General features: G+C 45.2%; 18 protein-coding genes. 7 read left to right on the forward strand and 11 right to left on the reverse strand.

The window, feature by feature from the left end; all coding sequences use genetic code 11:
• Window positions 1–180: 180 nt before the first annotated feature.
• Window positions 181–1,206: an Atu2307/SP_0267 family LLM class monooxygenase gene (locus tag FN815_RS03780; RefSeq protein ID WP_142453275.1), complete on the forward strand. Its 1,026-nt coding sequence runs from the start codon at window positions 181–183 to the stop codon at window positions 1,204–1,206.
• Between the two features lie 3 nt (window positions 1,207–1,209).
• Here FN815_RS03780 and FN815_RS03785 read toward each other — a convergent pair whose 3' ends face one another.
• The 7 genes from FN815_RS03785 to FN815_RS03815 all read right to left on the reverse strand — a co-directional run bounded on the left by FN815_RS03785 (window position 1,210) and on the right by FN815_RS03815 (window position 10,107).
• Window positions 1,210–2,376 (reverse strand): DUF3095 family protein, encoded by a 1,167-nt coding sequence (locus tag FN815_RS03785; RefSeq protein ID WP_142453276.1) that lies wholly within the window; start codon window positions 2,374–2,376, stop codon window positions 1,210–1,212.
• 114 nt (window positions 2,377–2,490) lie between these two features.
• Entirely contained in the window at window positions 2,491–3,354 is an 864-nt protein-coding gene (locus tag FN815_RS03790) for a DUF4382 domain-containing protein (protein WP_142453277.1), read from the reverse strand.
• A 196-nt stretch (window positions 3,355–3,550) separates the two neighbouring features.
• Complete coding sequence (locus FN815_RS03795) at window positions 3,551–5,320, reverse strand: DUF2207 domain-containing protein (protein ID WP_142453278.1); 1,770 nt, start codon at window positions 5,318–5,320, stop codon at window positions 3,551–3,553.
• Between the two features lie 405 nt (window positions 5,321–5,725).
• Window positions 5,726–6,622, reverse strand: a complete 897-nt coding sequence (locus tag FN815_RS03800; RefSeq protein ID WP_142453279.1) for a glycine betaine ABC transporter substrate-binding protein — start codon at window positions 6,620–6,622, stop codon at window positions 5,726–5,728.
• 67 nt (window positions 6,623–6,689) lie between these two features.
• Window positions 6,690–7,511 (reverse strand): ABC transporter permease, encoded by an 822-nt coding sequence (locus tag FN815_RS03805; protein WP_142453280.1) that lies wholly within the window; start codon window positions 7,509–7,511, stop codon window positions 6,690–6,692.
• A 6-nt stretch (window positions 7,512–7,517) separates the two neighbouring features.
• Window positions 7,518–8,744 carry a quaternary amine ABC transporter ATP-binding protein gene (locus FN815_RS03810; protein ID WP_142453281.1) on the reverse strand — a complete coding sequence of 409 codons (1,227 nt, stop codon included), beginning with the start codon at window positions 8,742–8,744 and terminating at the stop codon, window positions 7,518–7,520.
• 163 nt (window positions 8,745–8,907) lie between these two features.
• A complete protein-coding gene (locus FN815_RS03815; protein WP_142453282.1) occupies window positions 8,908–10,107 on the reverse strand; it encodes a hypothetical protein in 1,200 nt (399 codons plus the stop codon).
• 290 nt (window positions 10,108–10,397) lie between these two features.
• Here FN815_RS03815 and FN815_RS03820 point away from each other — a divergent pair, with 290 nt between their 5' ends.
• On the forward strand, window positions 10,398–12,077 hold the full coding sequence (locus FN815_RS03820) for a M1 family metallopeptidase (protein WP_142453283.1): 1,680 nt from the start codon (window positions 10,398–10,400) through the stop codon (window positions 12,075–12,077).
• A 394-nt stretch (window positions 12,078–12,471) separates the two neighbouring features.
• Here the strand turns inward: FN815_RS03820 and FN815_RS03825 are convergent, their stop codons facing one another.
• Both FN815_RS03825 and mazG read right to left on the reverse strand, forming a co-directional pair.
• Window positions 12,472–13,455 (reverse strand): c-type cytochrome, encoded by a 984-nt coding sequence (locus FN815_RS03825; RefSeq protein WP_142453284.1) that lies wholly within the window; start codon window positions 13,453–13,455, stop codon window positions 12,472–12,474.
• Window positions 13,456–13,764: 309 nt separating this feature from the next.
• Entirely contained in the window at window positions 13,765–14,526 is a 762-nt protein-coding gene (gene mazG, locus FN815_RS03830) for a nucleoside triphosphate pyrophosphohydrolase (RefSeq protein WP_142453285.1), read from the reverse strand.
• Between the two features lie 201 nt (window positions 14,527–14,727).
• On the opposite strand from mazG, the gene FN815_RS03835 reads away from it, so the two are divergent.
• Window positions 14,728–15,726: a potassium channel beta subunit family protein gene (locus FN815_RS03835; RefSeq protein ID WP_142453286.1), complete on the forward strand. Its 999-nt coding sequence runs from the start codon at window positions 14,728–14,730 to the stop codon at window positions 15,724–15,726.
• Window positions 15,727–15,822: 96 nt separating this feature from the next.
• Here FN815_RS03835 and FN815_RS03840 read toward each other — a convergent pair whose 3' ends face one another.
• Both FN815_RS03840 and FN815_RS03845 read right to left on the reverse strand, forming a co-directional pair.
• The gene (locus FN815_RS03840; protein WP_142453287.1) at window positions 15,823–16,704 is read right to left on the reverse strand and encodes a hypothetical protein; all 882 of its coding nucleotides are present in this window, start codon (window positions 16,702–16,704) and stop codon (window positions 15,823–15,825) included.
• A gap of 279 nt (window positions 16,705–16,983) precedes the next feature.
• Complete coding sequence (locus FN815_RS03845) at window positions 16,984–17,340, reverse strand: DUF3127 domain-containing protein (protein ID WP_142453288.1); 357 nt, start codon at window positions 17,338–17,340, stop codon at window positions 16,984–16,986.
• A gap of 365 nt (window positions 17,341–17,705) precedes the next feature.
• Here FN815_RS03845 and hemA point away from each other — a divergent pair, with 365 nt between their 5' ends.
• From hemA to hemE, 4 genes are all read left to right on the forward strand, one after another.
• Window positions 17,706–18,887 (forward strand): glutamyl-tRNA reductase, encoded by a 1,182-nt coding sequence (gene hemA / locus FN815_RS03850; protein WP_142453289.1) that lies wholly within the window; start codon window positions 17,706–17,708, stop codon window positions 18,885–18,887.
• Window positions 18,877–19,776 carry a hydroxymethylbilane synthase gene (hemC, locus tag FN815_RS03855; protein ID WP_142453290.1) on the forward strand — a complete coding sequence of 300 codons (900 nt, stop codon included), beginning with the start codon at window positions 18,877–18,879 and terminating at the stop codon, window positions 19,774–19,776. The genes hemA and hemC overlap by 11 nt, the downstream gene beginning before the upstream one ends.
• Window positions 19,769–20,455: a uroporphyrinogen-III synthase gene (locus FN815_RS03860; protein ID WP_142453291.1), complete on the forward strand. Its 687-nt coding sequence runs from the start codon at window positions 19,769–19,771 to the stop codon at window positions 20,453–20,455. The genes hemC and FN815_RS03860 overlap by 8 nt, the downstream gene beginning before the upstream one ends.
• A gap of 89 nt (window positions 20,456–20,544) precedes the next feature.
• Window positions 20,545–21,576, forward strand: a complete 1,032-nt coding sequence (gene hemE / locus FN815_RS03865) for a uroporphyrinogen decarboxylase (protein WP_142453292.1) — start codon at window positions 20,545–20,547, stop codon at window positions 21,574–21,576.
• The last annotated feature ends 263 nt before the right edge of the window (window positions 21,577–21,839 follow it).

Here is a 21,839-nt window from a genome sequence, read left to right on the forward strand (position 1 = left end):
AGATATCTACAACCAAAAATATGCAAAAATCACTCATTCTTTTACTGATTCATTTCAGATGGGATGACTGATCCTATTGACCCAATAAATTCTATGAATTTCATTTCCTTCCGACATTAGTTTAATATTGAACAAATAATTTAGAAACTATTTGAAGAGTACAAACGGATTAAAAGTATTATGGAATTAGGTATTTACACTTTTGTGGAGAACACCCCGGATGCAGAAACCGGAGAACGGGCGCATCCGGCCGACCGGGTAGAATTATTGATGGAAGAAGTAGAACTGGCTGACAAGCTTGGCCTGGATGTGTTTGCTATTGGAGAACATCATCGGGAAGAGTATGTGTCGTCTGCGCCAGGCGTGTTGCTGGCGGCCGCTGCTGCACGGACCCAGAATATCAAACTAAGTAGTGCGGTAACGGTTTTAGGATCAGATGATCCTGTGCGGGTATATCAACAATTTTCTACCCTGGATTTGTTATCCAAAGGAAGAGCAGAAATTATGGTTGGTCGGGGTTCTTTTGTAGAATCATTTCCGCTGTTTGGTTATGATCTGCAAGATTATGAAGAGCTGTTTAATGAAAAGCTGGAGTTGTTACTGAAACTGCAGGATAATCCAACCATCACCTGGGAAGGTAAGCACCGGTCAAGCATCAACAACAGGGGCGTGTTTCCCCAGCCTTACAAAGACAAAATTCCTGTTTGGCGAGCAGTAGGAGGCACACCGAAGTCCGCCCATCAAGCAGGAGTAAATGGAATGCCCATGGCCTTGGCTATCATTGGCGGATATCCTGAACAGTTTAAACAAATGGCAGACATCCATCGTCGTGCTGCAAAAGAGAATGGCCATGCAGTACCTGAGTTGAGTATTAATTCGCATGGCTTTATTGCGGATACTTCACAAGAAGCAGCTGATACAGCTTTCCCTGCCTTTAAAACCGTTATGGACAAACTGGGTGAAGAACGAGGCTGGCCGCCAATGAGTCGCGATCAGTTTGATGCTTCCATTACACTAAGAGGAGCTAATGTGGTGGGAAGTCCTCAAGACATCATTGACAAGATTATGTTTCAGCACGATATTTTTGGGCACGACCGCTTTTTACTGCAAATGAGTGTTGGAAGTATCCCAAGAGAAAAACTGTTACGCTCTATTGAGCTTTTTGCTACCGAAGTGGCCCCGGTAATCCGCGAAAAAATAGGATAAGCTTTACATGCCAAGTTGCTTTCGGCGGGCTTTAAGCTCTTGGGAAGCCTTGGCATATCCACCGTCGGTTCCATCCACAAAGTGTATGTGATTGCTTTGGTAGTTCTTTACGTAGCAGGTCACCATGGCTGCAAAGGAAGAGTGTACGCCATAGGCTATTTTTCCAGCTTTAAACTGCTGGTCCAGAAAATGGGTAAAATCCATACGCTGCTGGATGGTGCCGGCGGCCACAAATCGCAGACCGTCGCCAAACTTTTGATAGTCAGCATGACGCACCAGGTCAGGTTTATAATCCCCCCAGTTGGTAGCTGAGGTCTGTTTGTTGAATTTCATGAGATACACACCCGTTGCATATTGAAAAGCCATCAGGGCGGCATGTTTTACTTTTTTTGTGAGAGAAGAGGGCTGGGTACGCAGTTTCCATTCTGCTGAAAGTTGTAACGGATTGAGCGACATATTCAGCGCTTCTTCCCGGATGGGGTGATATTCATCTTCGGTTCCATATATCTTTTCAATTTCTTCAAAGCACTGTTCGTAGCTATTTACCTGATCTTCATCTGTACCGCCAACAGCTTGAATGATATAGGCTGCCACTTCATCTTTGTCGCTGGGGACTTTGTTCCATCGGCATTCCAGTCCGGAAAAATCAGCTTCAACAGGTTCAACATCCTCTAACAGGTTTTCTTTTTTGATGAGATTTTCTGCATAGGTCACCCCATCACCCCAAAACAGCGTTTGGTCAATAATCTCAGATAGCCTGAAACGTGCTGCTTTTATCTCGTATCCATCTTCTCGTAATGATCGCATGGAAACCACACCAGTAGCCATTTCCAGTCCGTATGCTTTTTTTACAGCATCCTTACAAAAAGCGAGGGTTCCTTTAACTGCCTCAATCTTCTCATCAGGCAGCGCAATAAGCGATCCGTCCCCTCCAAATAAATAGGGTAGCATATTTTCTTTTTCGAACAGGTTGTTTAGGGCGGCTATAATAGAAGCTCCGGCAAGGTTCACCTCTTTGTATTTGCCCAGCCGGATGGCATCGGTAGAGCCACGAATATCGGCAAGGGCCAGATACCAGCTGTCTGGGATGGGAGTGTATAAGCTGTGATTGGCTACCTCCCGGAAGCTGGAAATAACATGTAGCTCTTCATAAAAATGCCGGCTGTTCATAGATATGGATTCATGAGTGATTGCCGGGCGTAAAATAAGCGGAGTTGGGAATAAAAAAACCCGCTTTTGTATTAAACAAAAGCGGGTTAGATAAATATCAGAAAGAGGAACTATTTAGTTAAGCAGTCCTTCTTCTTCCAGTTCGATAGTGGCTTCAAATTCGAAGTCTTCAGCGTCTTCCAGTACAATATCCTGCACCAGCGAATCTACATAAGAATCGTTGGTAGGGGCAAAGAGTACGTCGTAGGTACCTTCTTCAAGTCCTGTTAGCTGAAAATTGCCATTATCGTCCGGTTGTGTACCTACGGTGTCTTGTCCATGAATGGCGTACACAAAAGGTTCTGCTTCGATAGGCATAACGGTTCCGGCAATACTGCCTTGTTCTTCAAAATCTACCGTTCTGAGTACCGGCTTCAGAAGAAAACCACCTGCACCGGTTGCAACAATAGATTGAGAAGCATCAAAGTCGATAATCAGTTCGTAGACTTCACCTTCTTCGATATCGGCATTTACGTTAAGCTTGTAGCCAGACTGTTGGGCACTTGGGGTAGTAAGTGCATAAGTTTCACCGTCTACCACAATAGTATTGTCGTCACCAAGCATTAGGCGAATCTGACTGTATTGGCCAGCTTCCAGTTCGGTTTCTCCGAGCTCAAGCGTTTCACCATTCTGATAATCCAGGAGGTTAATCGTCATGGACTCGTCAAGTATAACATGCCATTCACCGTTTTCGTCGGCATCGTCGTCGTCATTTTCGCCGTCACCGTCTTCTTCAGGTACTGCGTCTTCGTTTCTGTGCACCAATACTTGTTCTACTTCAATGTTAACTTCATTGTAAGCAGCGGGTGCATCGGTTAGCATTACTCTTAGGGTTCCGTTTCCATCGTCGCTGTCGGTACTACAGGCTGAAAAACCTAATACGGCAGCTGCGAGAAGCAGGAATGTCGAAAAATTAAACTCCTTAAATAAACGTCTCATAATAGAATAGGTTGGTTTTGTTTGAATTTCATCCCTTTAAACAAGGCTTAGATTTGTGTGTTCCAAAAAGCCCGATTTTTTAATATTCAGGAGAAAATCAATGGGCAGGAGATATAGAAATAGCAGGATAGGAGTAATTGACTGCCATGCTTAAGAATGAAGGCAGGTTCATTATTCTATTTTAACAAGAAAAGTACTAAGAAGCCCCGCTTGCTGCGCCACCACCAGCGGCACCTGCACTGGCTCCTCCACTAGAGAAACCACCGGCAGATGAGGATCCTGAAGCGGCAAGAGTGGAAAAAGAGGAGGCTATATCAGCCGGAGAGCTTTGCATGGAAGGGATTAATACAATCCAGTAGATTGCAACAGCAGCATCGGGATGCTGTTCAAATATCTTTTCAACATGTTGAGAGCTCACGCCAAGGGCGATGGAAAAAATAAAATGACGCCCTAATTCTTCTTCATTCAAGGTGTGTTCTTTGGCATTTTTCAGGGCTTCACGATAGGCTTTCCATCTTTGATGAACTTCTTCTCCTTTAGGGGTTCGCCGTACGATGACAAGTGACATCAATATCATCATTAATATCAGAAAAGCAGCTGCAAATAGCACAGGATGAACAAAGATGACCGCCACAATAGCCGCTGCAACCAGCATGGCCTGTATGCCTAAATTCCAGTACATGCCTTTATAGCTTTCTTTATCAACCCAACCTTTACTGGAGACCGCTTCTTCTACTTCTTTTTTCCAACCTCTGAACCATTTGGCAAAGTCAGTGGACGTTCCTTTAAACACTTCCGTGAGTTTTTCTTTGTTGTCTTTGTTTTGCTGGCGAACGTAATCGAAAACGGAACGTTCCCACCCGGGCATATTTTCATCCGGTTTTTTATCCGTGGATGTAATGGCATAAACGGGATCATCATCCCCAAACGACCATTTCTCTTTTTCAGGCTCTCTTTGTTCGATTTTGAAATACCCCCGGCGGGAGAGATCCATAAGGGTGGCCATTAAGTGGTTATGCATCACATTTCGTCCGGAAATGAGCCATCCGATCAGGGCCGGTTCCTGCCGACCGGGTATCATGATACTTTCGCGAATGGAAAGGTTCACGGAGTGGCGGCTACCAAAACGGCGGTACAAATAGATAAAAACCAAAATGCTTAATCCACCCAAAATAATAGCAATCTCAATACCCAGCTGATACATACGGGCCTCTTCTTCAGCAATACGCAGCTGTTCTTCGCGATAGGCCATTTCGTCCTCTTCAGCCCATTGCAGGCTAAAGGTGTTGTCGGTTATAGATATTCGGTTTGCAGCAAATACTTTCGTTGGAAATACGGTTCGTATAGTGACTTTTTGATGGTTGTCAATTTCGGTACCGTTGAATTGAAAGCCATTCTCTTTTGGGAGGCTCACCATTTGTCCGCGTGCGTGACGAACCCAGGAATGTAAGTCGGCCGATTGCACACTATCTGGCAGTTGGATGGTAATATCTAAGGTACCAGTGTCTTTATCTCGCTCATCCGAGGTGTAATTCCAGAAAAACTGGCTCCATTCTGGTCCAATGGTCAAAGCACCTTCCAGGAGGTAGGAAATCGTAAAGGTGCGTTCTTCGTCCTCAGCGGTATAGTACCAGCGAATAGTGTAGGCGTTGTCTGATTCTTCTATTAAAAAGGTGCCGGGTTCTTCGCTGTTGAGGTTGGTGAACGCTTCATCGCCTTCGGCAATGCGAATATCCCGGATGTTTGAATAGCCTGACTTGGGAATGCTGTAGAAAGCTTGGGAGAATGAGCCGTCAAAGGAAAAGGTGTGATGCTCGGTGATACGAACCGTACCGTCTTCGTTTGCTTGTACATCAATTTCGATGAGAGGAATGGTGTATTCTTTTGCTTGGGCTGGCAGTGTTACACCCATAGCAAATATCATGAAAGAAATAAGAAAGATGCCCCAGGAAGAATGTCGGTTCATAACCCAAAATGTAAGTTTAAAACATAAAAGTGAGTACCTGAATATAGGTGCTCTGCTTAATCTTTAAAAAACTACGAGATGGATTTTTGGATGTTTCGGATGGGGAACCGCTAAGGCGCAAAGAGCGCAAAGGAGTGTGAGGAATTGTTTTTGGAAGTGAGGCACAGCCTCACTGGACTTTTACTTTTGAGGTACAACCTCAAAAGATCTTTGGGGATCTTTATGGGGTTTTTAGAGAGCGATAGAAGAATCGGGCAACTCCGCTTTCCTATCAAACACATTAACCCTTAGCGCTCTTTGCCCCTTCGCGGTTAAAAAAGCGGGGAATAAAAAAGGAAACACGCGTGAACGCATTTCCTTCAAATTTAACCTATAAAAAGGTTTACACAGTTGTAGCAGAAAAGCTTACATCTCAGATTGCTCTGCGCCTTCCGGAATCCAGTCTTCAATAACGTCTTCATTGTCTTGCAGCCATTGCTTGGCTACCGTTTCATTGTCTTCATCCGATTCCTCAATGGCCACCATCAAGCCGGATAGTTCGGCATCGGTAAGTTCCATGTTGGATAGGAAAGCGGCCAGTTCAGGTTTTTCCTCTTCCAGATTCTGGCGTCCCATAATGTGAATTTGTCCGGTGCCCCAGAGTTCTTTATCTGGGTCTTGTTTGAGAAATTTCAGATCAAAACGACCGAATTTCCAGTGCGGGCGCCAGCCGGTAACTACGATCCATTCTTCATCTTCATAGGCACGCTGCAGTGCGGAAGTCATAGCCGGACCGCTGGATTGAACCAGTTCGTAGTCCAGGTTGTACTCTTCGATTACATCTTGTGTAGTGCTCATAATGCCTGCACCTGCGTCAATACCGGTGATTTCACCGTTAAACTCTTCGCTTACGCTGTTCATTTGGCTAATGCTGTCAATTTCAACATAGGTGGGAACTACCAGACCACTTTTGGTACCGTCGTAGACTACACCGAGGTCGGTGATTTGATCTTGGTACTGTTCGTAGTAGTCGGCGTGGAGTACCGGCAGCCATGTTTCCATGAAGGCATCTGCATCGCCCTGGGCAACGGCGGTGTAGGCAGGACCAACGTCAGCGGAGGTTATCTCCACTTCGTAGCCCATGCGGTCTTCCAGGATTACTTTAGCAAGGTTGGTGTAAGCAATCCCCTCAGCCCAGTTAACATATACAAGATCTGCTGTTTTTTCTGATTCAGTTTGGGCACATCCAGCCATCAGCCCAATCGCCAGGACAAAAACGCCCAGCTTCGATAGCATATTTAAAAATTTATTGTTGGATATCATGGTTCTCTGCTTGGTTTGATTTGGATTTCGATTTACTCGAAGGATAATATTCATATTAAATTCTTTGTCAGGCCGAGTCGCCTAATGATTGGGTCACCCTATCCAGAAATACGGCCAGGATGACAATAGCAAGTCCGCCCTCAAAGCCCAGTCCGATATCAAGGCGCTGCAAGCCTTCAACTACAGGTTGACCTAAGCCACCGGCCCCAATCAATGCGGCGATTACCACCATAGATAATGCCAGCATGATGGTTTGATTCACTCCGGCTAAAATGGTGGGCATGGCTACGGGCAATTCAACCTTCAATAGCATTTGTTTGTTGTCTGATCCAAAAGCCAGGGCGGCTTCCCTGATTTCTTCCGGAACTTGCCGGATACCCAAATTGGTAAGACGCACGGCTGGCGGCATGGCAAAAATGAGAGTCGCGATGATGCCGGGAACCTCGCCGAGTCCAAAAAATAGTACGGCCGGTATCAGGTACACAAAAGCCGGCATGGTCTGCATAAAATCAAGAATGGGGCGGACAATTCGCTCCACGGTTTTACTTTTCGACGCCCATATTCCAAGCGGTACACCCAATACCAAGGCAATGAAAACCGCTGTGATGATCAGCGCCAGCGTTTCCATGGTGCCATCCCACATATCCATGCCTTCAATCAGTATCAATCCGGCAACAGTGAAAATTCCTACGCCTTTGCCTGATACGTACCAGGCTAGTGCTGCCAATAGTATAATCATTACAATGGGGTGCGGAAACAACAGCAGGTTTTCCACACCAACCAAAAAAGTTTTTACCGTGACGGTGATGAGATCAAAAAAGCCACCGAGATTGTCTGTCAACCAGTTAATCAGAAACTCGAAAAAACTTCCAACAGGAATATCTAACATCGTTGCTTATTCTGAGAGTTTATATTTTTCGTTTTCTTCTTCTGAACTTGAGCTTCCGTTTTCATTGAGCTCAGCCAGTATCGTTGCTCGGTCCACAATGCCGAGCAGTTTACTTTTTTCGTCCACTACTGCAATAGGATATTTGGATTGGATGGATTTGGTAAGCAGCGTATTAATGGGACTTTCCGGTCCGGCTACTTCGATATCCCGGATAATTATTTCCGTTAAATCCTTCTTGCCGTCTTCTTTTAAATCAATGGCGTCATCAACAGTAACAATACCTTTCAGTTGCCGGTTTTCGTCAACCACATAGGTGGTAGAAACGCCAACCTTCTCCATTTTGCGAATGGCGACAGATGGTCCGTCTTTGGGTACCTGAACCGTTGGGGCCTTACGCATAATAGCCTGGGCGGTAATAACTTTGGTGCGGTCTACATTTTGGACAAAGGCCTTCACGTAATCATCGGCGGGATTAGTCAGGATTTCTTCCGGAGTTCCAACCTGAACTACATACCCGTCTTTCATGATGGCAATGCGATCGCCGATTTTAAGTGCTTCATCTAAATCGTGAGTAATAAATACAACGGTCTTGTGCACTTCGGCCTGCAGCTCCAGGAGTTCATCTTGCATGTCGGCCCGTATGAGAGGATCCAGGGCACTGAAGGCCTCATCCATCAACAAAATTTCCGGGTCGTTAGCAAGAGCTCTGGCTAATCCTACCCGTTGCTGCATGCCGCCGCTTAGCTCGCTGGGTTTTTGTTCTTCGTATCCTTTAAGCCCAACTTTTTCGATCGCTTCATAGGCCTTTTCGCGGCGTTTTTCTTTGTCCATGCCGCTGATTTCCAGGCCGTATTCAACATTATTCGCGACGGTGCGGTGGGGGAATAAGCCAAAATTCTGAAAGACCATCGACATCTTTTTACGTCGCATCTCCAGCAACCGGTCTTTACTTACTTTGGTGATGTCTTCATCCCCAATGGTGATAGTACCTTTCGTAGGTTCAATGAGACGGTTCAGGCAGCGTAATACCGTTGATTTGCCACTACCGGAAAGGCCCATAATGACAAACATCTCTTTTTCTTTCACCTCAAAACTTGCATCGTTAATGCCAATGGTATTGCCGGTTTCTTCCAGTATTTCATCCTTTGATTTTCCTTCTTCAATCAAGGGGAAGGCCTTCTCGGGATTTTTTCCAAAAACTTTAAATAGATTCTGTACCGTTATTGCAGCCATTTAGTATCTGGTTCTAATTATTGATTAATCTTTGCAGGATGATTCATGTGTAAATCATATCAAAGCATCCCGGCAGTTGCCAAGATCTCCTTCGCAAAACGGTGTTTCGCCAAGGAGATCTCACCCCGGTGTGCTGCGGGGTGAGATGTTTTTAAATCAATCTTTAGAAATAATAGCCGATATTAATATTGAAGCGGGTATTCCAGCGGGCGTCGTTCACTCCCTGTGCAAGACCGGAACCAAAGTTTTGTGTTAACCATGGTTGATTACTTCCTCGCGCAATGTCGAAGTAAGCGTAAATGTTACCGGCGGATACCAACACCCCGATGATGTTTTGATGGGAATTGTTGTAGCCGTCAATATTTTTCTGGAACAGAGTGTAATCGTTGTAGAAATTCAGGTTGGTGACGGGCCCCCAGTCTACATCATAACTATAACTTAAGCCGGCAACATACATGTTCATTTCGGTAGCAACCGGATAGGGATCACCGTAAGCGGCCATATACACATAGTCAACTTCCTGCCCGGCATCATTTTGGGCGTCCATGCCATAATTGATGAACTCCCCCTTAAAGTTCCAGTTGCCATAGTTGATGTCGGTGTGAGCAGCAAGCGCATAACGGGCCGTATTTTCTTCCACCGCACTGTTATGTATTTGGCCAATTTCACCACTTAATCCAACTTGAGCAGAGCCGTTGGTGAAGCTAAATGTACGGGTGGCTCTCAGGTTTAACTGATTGCGTTCGAAGTTGGATTGAGCTACTTCGTTGGTGCCCAGCACATAGTCCCATGGATTGCTTCCGGTGATGGGAATAATATCGTAGGAATATCGCCCTGATCCGCCGCTCCCGAAAGATGCAGCTCCGTAGGCAGGTCCGGCAGGTTCAGGCTGAAAGAAATAAGCCGCCATAAAATCCCAGTTTTCGGCCGTGTAGGTGTATTTGAGGCCCATGTCGTGGTCATCCTCCAGCCCAACATAATAAGGTCCCTGAAACCACCAGCTGTGTGACGTGTACGTTAAATTACCAAATGGAACCTGCGTTACACCGAGCTGAACGTTATTACTTTCATTAAAATCGTATCCAATCCAACCCTGTTTTACAAAGTGGGTGTTAAAGGTTGGGTAGAAACGATATTCAAAATTTAGTTTTAGTCCGTTGCGTTCAGCGTTTACATTCAGGCGCCAGGTATCCCAGGTAAACTGGCCGTCGCTATTGGTGATTTCGCCATCTTCATAATCGGTAAGCAGTACATTATATCTGAAGGCTCCGCCAATTGACAGCGATGATTCATCCTCCTGCGCAAAAGCGTATGTTGAGAAAAGCATAAAAAATGATGAAATGAGTAGCGTGATATATTTCATGGTGAGTTATAAAGTTTTATGGTTTTAATTAACCTTAGTACTTTTTAAAAACTCTCCCATTAGGCTGAAGGAGCAGAACGCCGTGAAACGAAGCAGCTAAAAAAGTTTCACAAAATTAGATTATAATGGCGTTTTTAAAATGCTTTTGTAATTCCGAAAACTTCTGACAGTTAATATAATGGTTAACTGAACGGTTATAAAGTTTTCCGGCAAAAGATAAATTTATAATATTAAGAACTTATAAAGTGAAGCTAAGATCAGCTTCCTACGTCACACGGTATAAAAAGGATATGAAATTGAAAACGTTCAGATTAATATTTGTTGGTATTAACCTTCTGTTTTGCTTTACTTTAAGTAATTTATATGCACAAGATTCCGGGGATGAGCCTTCCTTTTCCAGGCAAGATTCGCTGCGTGGGAGCATCACCCCTGAACGCGCGTGGTGGGACTTAACTTATTATCACCTGGATGTGGCGGTAGATATCGCAGATAGTGCACTATCGGGATCCAACACCATTCGGTATCGTGTGCTGGAACCTCATAGTGTGATGCAGATTGATTTGCAGCAGCCCCTGGATATTTCCAGCATCACCCAAAATGGAAAATCATTAACCTTTAGAAGAGAAGGCAGCGCCTTTTTCGTAACCCTTAAAGATGCACAAGAAAGGGGAGACCTGAATGAATTAACCGTTAGATACTCCGGCCACCCCACAGTTGCCGTACGTCCACCCTGGGACGGAGGCATCACCTGGCAGACCGACAGCAACGGCAACCCTTTTGTAGCTACGGCCAACCAGGGCATTGGCTCCAGCGTGTGGTGGCCAAATAAAGATCACCCCTATGATGAGCCAGACAGCATGCTGATTAGCGTTACCGTTCCTGATTCTCTTATGGATGTATCCAACGGACGTTTGCGTGGCGTGGAAGAGCACGATAATGGCACCAAAACCTGGCACTGGTTTGTGAGTAATCCCATCAACAATTACGGGGTGAATATTAATATTGGCGATTACGTCCATTTTGGGGAAGAATACGATGGCGAAAAAGGCACTTTAACCCTGGATTACTACGTGCTTCGGGAAAACGAAGAACTGGCCCGTGAGCAATTCAAACAAGTAAAACCCATGATGGATGCCTTTGAATATTGGTTCGGTCCCTATCCCTTTTACGAAGATGGCTACAAGCTGGTGGAAGTGCCGTACCTGGGGATGGAGCATCAGAGTTCGGTTACTTACGGTAACCAGTACCAGAACGGATACCTGGGAAGAGATCTGAGTGGTTCCGGCTGGGGTTTGAAGTTTGACTTCATCATCATCCATGAAACAGGACATGAGTGGTTTGCCAACAATCTTACCAACAGCGATGTAGCGGACATGTGGCTGCACGAAGGTTTCACCAATTATTCAGAAAGTTTGTACCTGGATTATCATTACGGTGAGCAGGCGGCTAATGAATATGTGCGGGGATTACGATTAGGTATCCAAAACAACCGGCCTATTGTGGGTGAATATGGGGTGAACTACCGCGGTTCGGGTGATATGTATAACAAAGGCGGAAACCTGCTGCACACCATCCGACAGATTGCAGAGAGTGATTCGCTTTGGAGGCAGACTTTACGTGGCTTGAACCGTGATTTTTACCATGAAACGGTGAGCACGGCTGAAGTGGAGGCATACATCAGCGAAAAACTGGGACAGGATTTAGGCCGGGTTTTCGATCAATATCTGAGAGACACCCGTATTCCAACCCTTGAATATGCCTTTCGGGAGGGGCGCCTTCAATACAGTTGGGGCAATGCCGTAGAGGGCTTTGACATGCCGGTAGATGTCACCATCAATGGAAAGCCCATGCGCCTACATCCTGACACCGGGTGGAAAAGCAAGGAATTGGATCCTGCGGATAGCTACGAGCTGATTGTTGATCCGGATTATTATGTGGGGAGCTTTAATCTATTGGGAGAGAGTAAATAATTAGAATAGGGAGGTATAGCTTTTGCCCCATGCCTCCCCATCCTAAAACACATCACCAATACAAAGTGGATTTTTATTGATTAACCTGGGGTGTAAAACCCTGTACTTTAGTATTCCGCAGACATTTAATGCTAAAATCATGGAGTCATTCTGAGGCCCCGAATCAGTCGGGGCGAAGAACCTTAGCCAGAAAATAATTACCAACCTCCCATTGGTAACAGCGCTTAGGTCACTGGAAATAAAGTTCAGTAAAATAGTTGAATAAGCTCCACAAAATGCAAGGTCCATCGTCCCGATCCCGAATTGCTCGGGAGGGATGGATGACCGGGATGGTGGAGAAAGAGCGGAACTTTCAGACCCCAGTCAAACCCCTACACTTTCAGTGTAGGATGGTTTATTGATTAACCGGGGTAAATTTCACAATTTCATTTTGCACCGGCACCACCGTTTGAAGGTATGCATAAATTGCTTTTAGCTCCTTATCGCCCATCTGCGAATAGTTTTTCCACGGCATGGCTGTATTAAATTGTCCATGTGCTACTTCATCAAATACGAATGAAGTGTCGGCGTAATCTTTAAAGCGTTTTATGAATGCCTTTTCATCCCAGCTACCGATCCCGGTTTTGACATCCGGAGTGATATTAGCCGTGCGGGCCGTGCTGCCGTCAATCATCGGGAATTCCATCCCTCCTGCAAATTCCATCCCAGGAATGTCCGCCCCTTGCTCTTTTGGGGTATGGCAATCTGCACAACTTGCGGCAGTAACCAGGTATTTGCCCCAGGCTACCGGATTGGCTGTATCAGGAGCAGGCTGATGCTGAGGTGGAGCCGGAATAGTATGAACGATGAAATTCATAGGAAAGGCGAGTTCAGAAGCAGGTACTTCATTTTCTATGGGGTAAAGCGTTCTCAGGTAAGCGATGACCGAGTAAATATCCTCTTTTGCCATCTGACTGTAATTCAAGTACGGCATCAAAGGAAAAAGAGGTCGCCCGTCTTTGCTAACTCCTGATGTAATAGCTCGATATAGCTCCCCGTCACTCCAATCTCCAATACCGGCCGGGGTAATATTCGGGGTATACAAATGTCCCGGAATTCCTTCTTCGGGGCCGTAATGGGTGCCACCTGCTCCCAGACTATCCGGATAGGCGGGATGGGCAAATTTGGTTTTTTGTTGGGGTGAATGGCAGTGCATACACGACATCACGTTGTTTGCCAGGTACTCGCCATGTTCAATACGTTCGTTGGTACGTTCTACTTGTAAATCAGAAGGAGCGTCTATATTTGGTAGGGCGGTTTTTAGGTAGGTTAAGCCGGCAACAGCAGCTACAACCACAACCAGAATGATGCCCCCCGTAATTTTTAACAGTGTTCTCATAGCATTGTTTTTTTAAGTGAGAAGCTTTTGCACCCTGCTTTTTATTAGCTGAAAGCCTCATAGAATTGAGGCTCAATTAACAAAATAATTTGATAATTGTCTATGAGGCAGAAGGTTAGCAGAAATTATTTATTAGTCTCAGTCAAGGAGAAGAACCTTAGCCAGAAAATGGTTGCCAACCGGCCAAAGATATTGCTCTAAGAGTCACTGGAAAGAAGGGGGTAAAAGTGGAACACTGATGCTCTGCAAAATGAAAGATCCTTCGGGGGTATCCTCAAGATGACCATGTGGAGAGGATGGATGTGAACATTACAATTCTTTGGCCTCATTCCAATACTGGTCCATTTCTTCCAGGTCGGCATCCTTCAGCCCTTTATTCTGTTCTTTCAGGCGTTTCTCTATATGACGAAAACGCTGCTCAAATTTGGCGTTGGTTTTACGAAGGCTGTCTTCGGCATTTAACTCAAAATACCGGCTCACATTCACCAGCGAGAACAGCACATCGCCAAACTCATCAGCCAGCTTGTCGGCATCCTGATGCTCCAGTGCTTCCTTGAATTCCTGCAATTCTTCATCCAGTTTTTCCCAGGCCAGTTTCCACTCAGGCCAGTCGAAACCTACGTTGGCGGCTTTCTCCTGCATGCGTTGGGCCCGGATCAGAGCGGGAAGTTGGAGGGGGAGTCCATCCAGCGTTGATTTCTTTCCTTCTTTTAGTTTGATGTTTTCCCAGTTCTCGGATACCTGCCCTTCTCCGTTCACTTCCGTATCCCCAAAAACATGCGGATGCCGTCTGATGAGTTTTTCCATCAGCGTATAAATCACGTCGCCCATATCAAAGGTCTCGGTTTCCGTGGCCATTCTGGAATGAAACACAACGTGCAACAACAAATCTCCCAGTTCTTTCTTGAATTCATCGAAATCCTGATCGTCCAGTGCTTCAATAGCTTCATAGGCTTCTTCAATCAGGTTGTCTTTGATAGATTCATGGGTTTGCTTGCGGTCCCAGGGACATTCTTTGCGGAGGATGGCTACCAGTTCTACCAGGTCTTCAAAATTACGGCTGGGTTTCATGTTGGGAGATTAAAAATTCAAGATTGAAGATTAAAAATTGGTGGGTAAAGGTAGGGAATATGTGCTTGTAAAGTTAGGGAGCAAGCCGCCCCAATGCTCATTAGATGAAATAATTTTTTTGTGATCCAGAAAAGAACGCAGGAATTTGCTAAGCTGTTGTGCCAGTGAATGTAAATCAATAACCAAAAGAACTTAACAGATATGGAATATCGAAATTTAGGACGATCCGGACTCAAAGTATCAGCACTCTCCTTTGGCTCATGGGTTACCTTTGGTGAGCAGGTGGATACCGACCTGGCTTATAATCAAATGAAAGCAGCTTACGACGCCGGAGTTAACTTTTTTGATAACGCAGAAGCGTACGAATCCGGTAAATCAGAAATTATCATGGGAGAAGTCATCAAAAAAGCAGAATGGAAACGTTCTGACCTGGTGCTATCTACCAAAATATTTTGGGGTGGGGAAGGGCCAAATGACCAGGGCCTTTCTTTTAAGCACATCAAAGAAGGAACAGAGGCGGCTCTTAAACGTCTCCAAACCGATTATGTGGACCTTATTTTCTGTCACCGTCCAGATTTGCATACTCCAATCGAAGAAACGGTATGGGCCATGAACCAAATGATTCAGGAAGGTAAAGCACTCTATTGGGGAACCAGTGAGTGGAGTGCAGAACAAATCCGCAAAGCGTATGATTTTGCGCGGCAAGAGCATCTGCGCCCCCCGCTGATGGAACAGCCTCAATACAATATGTTTCATCGCGAAAAAGTAGAGAAAGAGTTTTCCTCACTCTATGAAGATATTGGCTTAGGAACCACTATTTGGAGTCCGTTGGCTAGTGGCTTGTTAACCGGAAAGTACAATGACGGTGTGCCTGATGATTCCCGCCTGAGTTTAGATAAATACAGCTGGCTTCGCGAAAAACTGCTGGAGACTGAAAATGGCCGACAGAAGATTGAGAAAGTGAAAAAACTTGCTCCCATTGCCAAAGACCTGGGGATGAGCATGCCGCAGCTGGCGCTGGCCTGGTGTCTTAAAAATACGGATGTGAGCACGGTTATCACAGGCGCTTCCAAAGTGGAGCAGGTAGAACAAAACATGAAAACCATGGATCATCTGGATAAAGTAGATGACGAAGTGATGAATAAGATTGAAGAAATCCTAGACAACAAACCAGCTGAAGAGCAGGATTGGAGGAGGTAATTTCAAGACTTCCTAAACAAGATTTAAAAGGCGGTTCAGTACAATGAACCGCCTTTTTCTATTTCTGCAAGAATTAACGCACTAACTAAAAAGAACTCAAATATCCCGGTCCAGTAACTGTGCTACCAGGTTCTCAAGGGCTACATCAAGTGTGAGCGGATCGCCGGGCAGGTCTTTACGGCGTTCTTTTTCAAGCAACCGCTTCAGGGTTTTATCATCAATGAGTTCTTTCACATCCAGCACCTGCAGCCAAAAAGGAGTATCGTTATGAATGACCCCCTCAGCTCCGGCACGTACTACATTTCCCTTTTGGTCTACCAGGTAACCGCTGAGTTGCAATACTTCTACAGGTTTATCCTCTGCACTAAAAAAGCGAATTTCTTCTTCATGATGTGTGCCCAGTAAAACTTGCTTCTTTACTAATCCCTTATCGGCTTTGGGATATTCGGCAAAGCTAATCCAAACTTTCAGCAGGTAGTCGACCTCATGATCGGCCATAATTTGTGAGCTTTCTGATTTCCATTTTTTACCGGGTTTTTGGCGGTAAATAATCATGGGTGGGTATTTTTCATGATCTTCTCTCATGATAGAAGCACCAACCGGTACATGCTCTCCTTCACTGCTTCCAAGATATAATCCGGGGCCGTCTTTTCTCGTGGCTAATAAAGGTTCATTAACAGAGGTGGTGATATTCATGCGCTGCAAACGGGCATTGAGTGTGTCCGTGAGTTCAATGAGCAGGGGATTATTTCGGTCATATTCAAAATCAGGTGATTCCAAATAAGGACGAACTGTTACAGGAAGCAAGCCAATAGCAGAGGTAGACGACGGCATGTTTTTAGTCTCATAGGTTTTATAAAACTGATTCTTTTTAAGCCGGTCGGTCTGGGCGGTCGATAATTTATCAAGCGTGCTACAGCCTCCCCCGAAAAGTACTGCTAACACAAGCAGACAAAGTGTAGATATACGAAAATTCATAGACGTAAATTGAAATGTTATTTGATGCTTCAGGAAGGCAATACAAAAGGAAGCTTGTTGTATTGCTGCATTTATTCCGAAAAATTATGAGCTGCATACGTTGCAGCAAAAGGGAAGTTAGATAGCTTTATTGATATTTAAAACAGTATTCGTACTACATGAAGATGTAGCTAAACCGGGAAAAAGAATTTTGAATAAAGCTTCCAAATAAAGGAACAAAAAAAGAAAAAAAGCCATTGTTTTAAAACAATGGCTTTAAAATAAGTAGAGCAATAAGGACTAAAAGGGCATGTCGTCGTCCAGATCCATTTCCTGGTTACCATCCATAGTAAGTCCCGGCGCGCTTGGCGGGGGCGCTACATCGCCCTGGGCTTTTTCAACTTTCCAGGCTTTTACATCGGTGTACCAGTTGCCATTATATTCACGGCTTTGGATGTCGATAGAGGCTGTAATTTCGTCGCCTTCCTGTACTTGTTGCTGATCAATATTATCTCCCCATTGGGTAATGCAAACTTGTTTGGGGTACTGGCCTTTTGTTTTCAGGATGAAATCACGTTTTCTCCAGGGACCATTTTTTCCCTGTCCTGATTTCTCTTCCAGTATGTTGACGACTTTTCCGGTGAGTTGTAAATCCATTTCTTGTTTTTTTGGATGATTTCTTCTGCCCCTAAATATAGCCATCATCATGTTGAACTTCGAGGCAGTCTGCAAGTTTTAGTTTTGAGGGTTTAGTTTTAGTTCTCCATTAACACAATGCAACTCAAAACTCAGAACTAAAAACTCACAACTCAACACTCCTTTATCTCATCCATCAATATTACTAATCACAATTGGTTTGCAGAACTTGTATCTTTACAACTTCATAAAGCAGGAAACCAAAATCCGGCTTCTGTTGGGGTTAGAGGTAGTTTTTTCCGAATGTGAAGTTTTTCTTCACATTATCTTCATATTCGGAAAATACATTGTCGACTCATGTGCCGGAAAATTTTTAAGATCAATTTATGAGGTTTAGTGCAATAGGTATTTCTCACTGGAAAAGTGAGGTTTCTATTCGAGAATTATTCTTTTTGGACAAACATCGCAGGCAGCTCTTAGAGTTCCATACCAAAGATATACCTGGTGGAATTCTGATGCTGGATACCTGTAATCGCACTGAACTTTATGCTTTCTGTGATCCCGATGTTCTTATCTCTGCGCTCTGTAAGGCTACAAATACTGATCGCGAGTTTTTCCATGAACACGGTTATATCCATACCGAAGATGATGCCTACGATCATCTTTATGAAGTAGGTACGGGACTCGACTCCCAGGTGCTGGGCGATGTACAAATCATTCAGCAGGTAAAGCAAGCGTACAAGAAAGCGAAGAAAAAGGGACTTTCCGGCGAATTTCACCAACTCATTCAATCCGTTTTCCGAGCACACAAGCGGAGCCGTACTGAAACCGATTTTGGTAAAGGTACGGCCTCCGTCGGTTTTGCGGCAACTCAACTGGCCCTGGAGCATTTTCAGGATTTAAGTGAAATAAGGATTTTGCTTATCGGGGCCGGTAAGATGGGCAAAGTATCTGCCAAAAACCTTATCTCAAACGGGGCAGAGCACATTTCGGTGGTAAACAGAACCATCGACCGCGCCAAACAACTGGCATCCTCTTTTGATATCAAGGCACATGCTTTTTCCGATTTGGAAGAAGAAATCAAAAAGGCCGATTTGGTGATTACCGCTACCGGTGCCAAAAACCCGATTTTACATCCCGAGCACTTTCAAGGTGTTGAACACCCACAGTTGGTACTCGATTTAAGCGTACCCCGGAATGTGGATCCTGCGGTGTCAGAGGTGGAAAATGTGACATTGATTGACATGGACTCCATTCACAAAGCCAACAAAAAGGCTATTGAACAAAGAAAACAGTCTGTTCCGGAAATAAAGCATATCATTGAAGAGGAAAAGGGCGATTTCATGAAGCGTGTAAAAAGATCGCGCTACCTGTTGCCCCGTATCAAAGAAATTGAGCATCGCCTGAGTGACATCACCGATGCGGAACTGGACCGGGTAAAACATAAAATGGATGAAGATTCCTATTCACAAATGGAAGAAGTTACCCGGCGTATCAAGAAAAAAATAATGGCCATTCATATCGACCGCATCGATCAGGAATTCGAAAAGGCACAAAATGAAGCTTAGAATCGGCACCCGAAAAAGTACGCTGGCTCTGTGGCAGGCGAATAAAGTAGCCGATGCACTCCATCAACAAGGGATAGACAGTGAACTCGTAGAAATCGAATCTTTTGGTGATAAGGTGCAAGACATCCCCCTAAATAAACTGGGAGATAAAGGCGTTTTTACCAAAGCACTGGATGACGCACTGTTGGCCGGTGAAATTGATCTGGCCGTTCATTCCCTGAAAGATGTTCCTACTGTGCTTCCCGAGGGACTTAAACTCACTGCCGTGTTGGAACGCGGAAACCCGGCAGATGCATTGGTTCGTCCGGCTCAACCCAAAAAAATGGACACGCGGGTGATTGCAACCGGCAGTATCCGTCGCACCGCTTTTTGGAAAAACCGTTTTCCTGAAGATGAAGTCGTGGGGCTGCGTGGCAACGTACCTACCCGGCTCGATAAAGTAGATTCCAATGAGTGGTACGGTGGCATTTTTGCAGCAGCCGGCCTGGAACGCATTGGCTACGAAGACCGGATAAGCGAAGTGTTGCATTGGATGATCCCAGCGCCTTCCCAGGGAATTGTTGGGATTGTAACAGCTGACGAAATAGAGTTTGAAAATGAATTGGCTAAGATAGATCACAAAGAAAGCCATATTTGCGGAGCCATTGAACGGGCCTTTTTAAATGAATTGGAAGCCGGTTGCTCAAGCCCGGTGGGCGCCCATGCGTATATTAAAAATGAGATGCTTTACTTTGTTGGGGCGGTCCTTTCCTTAGATGGCAGCAGGCGTTTGGATGTTGAACAGGAAATATTGCTTGGCGAGGCCTCAGCTGACAAAGGCACCACTTGGGCCAAAATGTTGAAATCTGAAGGTGCTGAAGAAATACTGGAACAAGCCGAAAATGGATAAAAAACCTAAGATTCTGTTCACTACTCAACTTTCTGAAGAAAAAAGGACTCAGCTGGAAAACAATGAACTTCTGATTGAGAGTGAACCCTTTATCACCTTTGAATACCAGATGCCGGCCTTATGGAGATCAGAAGTTCCTGAGAAATCGGATGCCTGGATTTTTACAAGCAAGAAAGCGGTAAAGGCGGTCTCAGCCGTACTCAGTGATTTCGAATTACCCCAGCATATTTTTGCCGTGGGAGCTAAAACGGCTGAAAAACTTCAAGAATTGGGCCTCAAAGTCTCTATTCCCGAAGAATACAATGCGGCGGATCTCTCAGCTATGATGCAGGAACTGAAACTGAAAAAAGTGGTTCATTTTTCTGGTAACCTGAAAGCTGCTAACTTCCAGAAGCTTTTGGGAGATGAGGTGGAAGTAGTTTCAGTGGAAGTGTATCATACCAAATTGACTGGTCATCAAATGGATGATTTGAATGATTTCGACGGGATTGTTTTTATGAGTCCAAGTGCGGTGGAATCATTCAGCCATCAAAACAAAGTGACCGGGCGCATGCAGGTGTTTTGCATTGGCACAACCACCGAAGAAGCAGCACACGAATTTGGGATGCAACATTGTATCACCCCTGAATATTCTACCCTGGAGTCGCTGATGGCTTCGATACAAACTTTTTACCTGTAGAACGGCTTTCCTTCATTGGCTGTTACCATAATCTCATCAGAAATAACTAACCCGGCTTTTTAGAAGCCAAATTTTAAGATTATATCTATATGGCATTTCCTGAACTCAAAAACCGATTACTGCTTGATACGCTGGAAGGCGCAGAAACTGAACGTCCCCCGGTGTGGATGATGCGTCAGGCCGGGCGCTATCTTCCCGAGTATATGGAGATCAAAAAGAAGTATAGTTTTTTTGAACGGGTAAAGACGCCGGAACTGGCTTCCGAAATCACCATCCAGCCTATCGATATTGTAGGCACGGATGCCGCAATTTTGTTTTCGGATATCTTGGTGTTGATCGAATGTCTGGATGTGGAAGTGCAGCTGAAACCGGGGTTTGGCCCGTATCTGTCGGATCCCATCCGTACAGTAGAACAGGTGGAAAACCTGAATATCAAACCCGCAGAAGAGCAGCTGAGTTATGTGTACGATGCGCTCACTTTAACCCGCAAAGAACTGGGTGGCCGCGTGCCTCTTATTGGTTTTGCCGGCGCACCATGGACTTTATTTTGTTACCTGGTAGAGGGGCAAGGCTCTAAAACATTCTCTACGGCTAAATCCTTCTTGTTTTCACAACCGGAAGCGGCCCATAAATTGCTGGAGGTTATGACCGATCAAACTATTCAGTACCTGCATAATCAGGTAAAAGCCGGCGCGCAGGTGCTGCAGGTATTTGAATCGTGGGCGGCGGCTTTGGGGCCGGACGATTTCCAGAAGCTGGCTTTGCCACACCTCAAGCGCATTGCCAACGAAGATTATGGCGTACCGCTCATTATGTTTTGTAAGGATGCCGAGTGGAGCTATCCGCTGTTTGCCAATACCAAGGTAAGCAGTTTTGGAGTTGGTTGGGGATGTACTCCTGAACACGCCCGCCAGTTTGCCGGCGATAAAGTAGTGCAGGGTAATTTTGATCCATCCAAGCTGCTGATGAAACCCGATCAGATTGAGGCTGAAGCCAAAGAGATGATGCAACGCTTTGGTAAAGGCAACTACATTGCCAACCTCGGCCACGGTATCCTTCCCGACGTGCCGGTAGAAAATGCCAAGCGCTTTGTGGATACGGTTAAGAATTTTCGGTATTAAAACCACGCGGACCGGGAGGTCCGCAAAGGCATTCCCAACCGGGTGGTTGGGAACGAGTTAACAAGTCCTCCCTTGAGGGAGGTGCCGGAGTGAGTGAATACGAACTCTGGCGGAGGGTGTTGGTGCCGGGGCAAGATCGCATAAGTTGCCCTGATTGCCCTCCCTGATTTTATCGTTGGGCGAACCAGCGCTAAAATCTGTCCCTCCCGAGGGATACAGGTTCTTGGCTCTTTCTAAATTTTAACCAATAGTTGAGAAACCTG

The sequence above is a fragment of the Gracilimonas mengyeensis genome (genome assembly GCF_900182705.1).
GTDB classification, from domain to species: Bacteria; Bacteroidota; Rhodothermia; order Balneolales; family Balneolaceae; genus Gracilimonas; species Gracilimonas mengyeensis.

What these genes read in the sequence shown, in the direction of transcription:
- FN815_RS03845 (WP_142453288.1), bottom strand. Translation starts at nt 17,340, where the DNA reads ATGGATTTACAACTCACCGGAAAAGTCGTCAACATACTGGAAGAGAAA.
- FN815_RS03780 (WP_142453275.1), top strand. Translation starts at nt 181, where the DNA reads ATGGAATTAGGTATTTACACTTTTGTGGAGAACACCCCGGATGCAGAA.
- hemE (WP_142453292.1), top strand. Translation starts at nt 20,545, where the DNA reads ATGGCATTTCCTGAACTCAAAAACCGATTACTGCTTGATACGCTGGAA.
- FN815_RS03810 (WP_142453281.1), bottom strand. Translation starts at nt 8,744, where the DNA reads ATGGCTGCAATAACGGTACAGAATCTATTTAAAGTTTTTGGAAAAAAT.
- FN815_RS03815 (WP_142453282.1), bottom strand. Translation starts at nt 10,107, where the DNA reads ATGAAATATATCACGCTACTCATTTCATCATTTTTTATGCTTTTCTCA.
- hemC (WP_142453290.1), top strand. Translation starts at nt 18,877, where the DNA reads ATGAAGCTTAGAATCGGCACCCGAAAAAGTACGCTGGCTCTGTGGCAG.
- FN815_RS03840 (WP_142453287.1), bottom strand. Translation starts at nt 16,704, where the DNA reads ATGAATTTTCGTATATCTACACTTTGTCTGCTTGTGTTAGCAGTACTT.
- FN815_RS03805 (WP_142453280.1), bottom strand. Translation starts at nt 7,511, where the DNA reads ATGTTAGATATTCCTGTTGGAAGTTTTTTCGAGTTTCTGATTAACTGG.
- FN815_RS03825 (WP_142453284.1), bottom strand. Translation starts at nt 13,455, where the DNA reads ATGAGAACACTGTTAAAAATTACGGGGGGCATCATTCTGGTTGTGGTT.
- FN815_RS03820 (WP_142453283.1), top strand. Translation starts at nt 10,398, where the DNA reads ATGAAATTGAAAACGTTCAGATTAATATTTGTTGGTATTAACCTTCTG.
- FN815_RS03800 (WP_142453279.1), bottom strand. Translation starts at nt 6,622, where the DNA reads ATGATATCCAACAATAAATTTTTAAATATGCTATCGAAGCTGGGCGTT.
- hemA (WP_142453289.1), top strand. Translation starts at nt 17,706, where the DNA reads ATGAGGTTTAGTGCAATAGGTATTTCTCACTGGAAAAGTGAGGTTTCT.
- FN815_RS03790 (WP_142453277.1), bottom strand. Translation starts at nt 3,354, where the DNA reads ATGAGACGTTTATTTAAGGAGTTTAATTTTTCGACATTCCTGCTTCTC.
- FN815_RS03835 (WP_142453286.1), top strand. Translation starts at nt 14,728, where the DNA reads ATGGAATATCGAAATTTAGGACGATCCGGACTCAAAGTATCAGCACTC.
- mazG (WP_142453285.1), bottom strand. Translation starts at nt 14,526, where the DNA reads ATGAAACCCAGCCGTAATTTTGAAGACCTGGTAGAACTGGTAGCCATC.
- FN815_RS03860 (WP_142453291.1), top strand. Translation starts at nt 19,769, where the DNA reads ATGGATAAAAAACCTAAGATTCTGTTCACTACTCAACTTTCTGAAGAA.
- FN815_RS03785 (WP_142453276.1), bottom strand. Translation starts at nt 2,376, where the DNA reads ATGAACAGCCGGCATTTTTATGAAGAGCTACATGTTATTTCCAGCTTC.
- FN815_RS03795 (WP_142453278.1), bottom strand. Translation starts at nt 5,320, where the DNA reads ATGAACCGACATTCTTCCTGGGGCATCTTTCTTATTTCTTTCATGATA.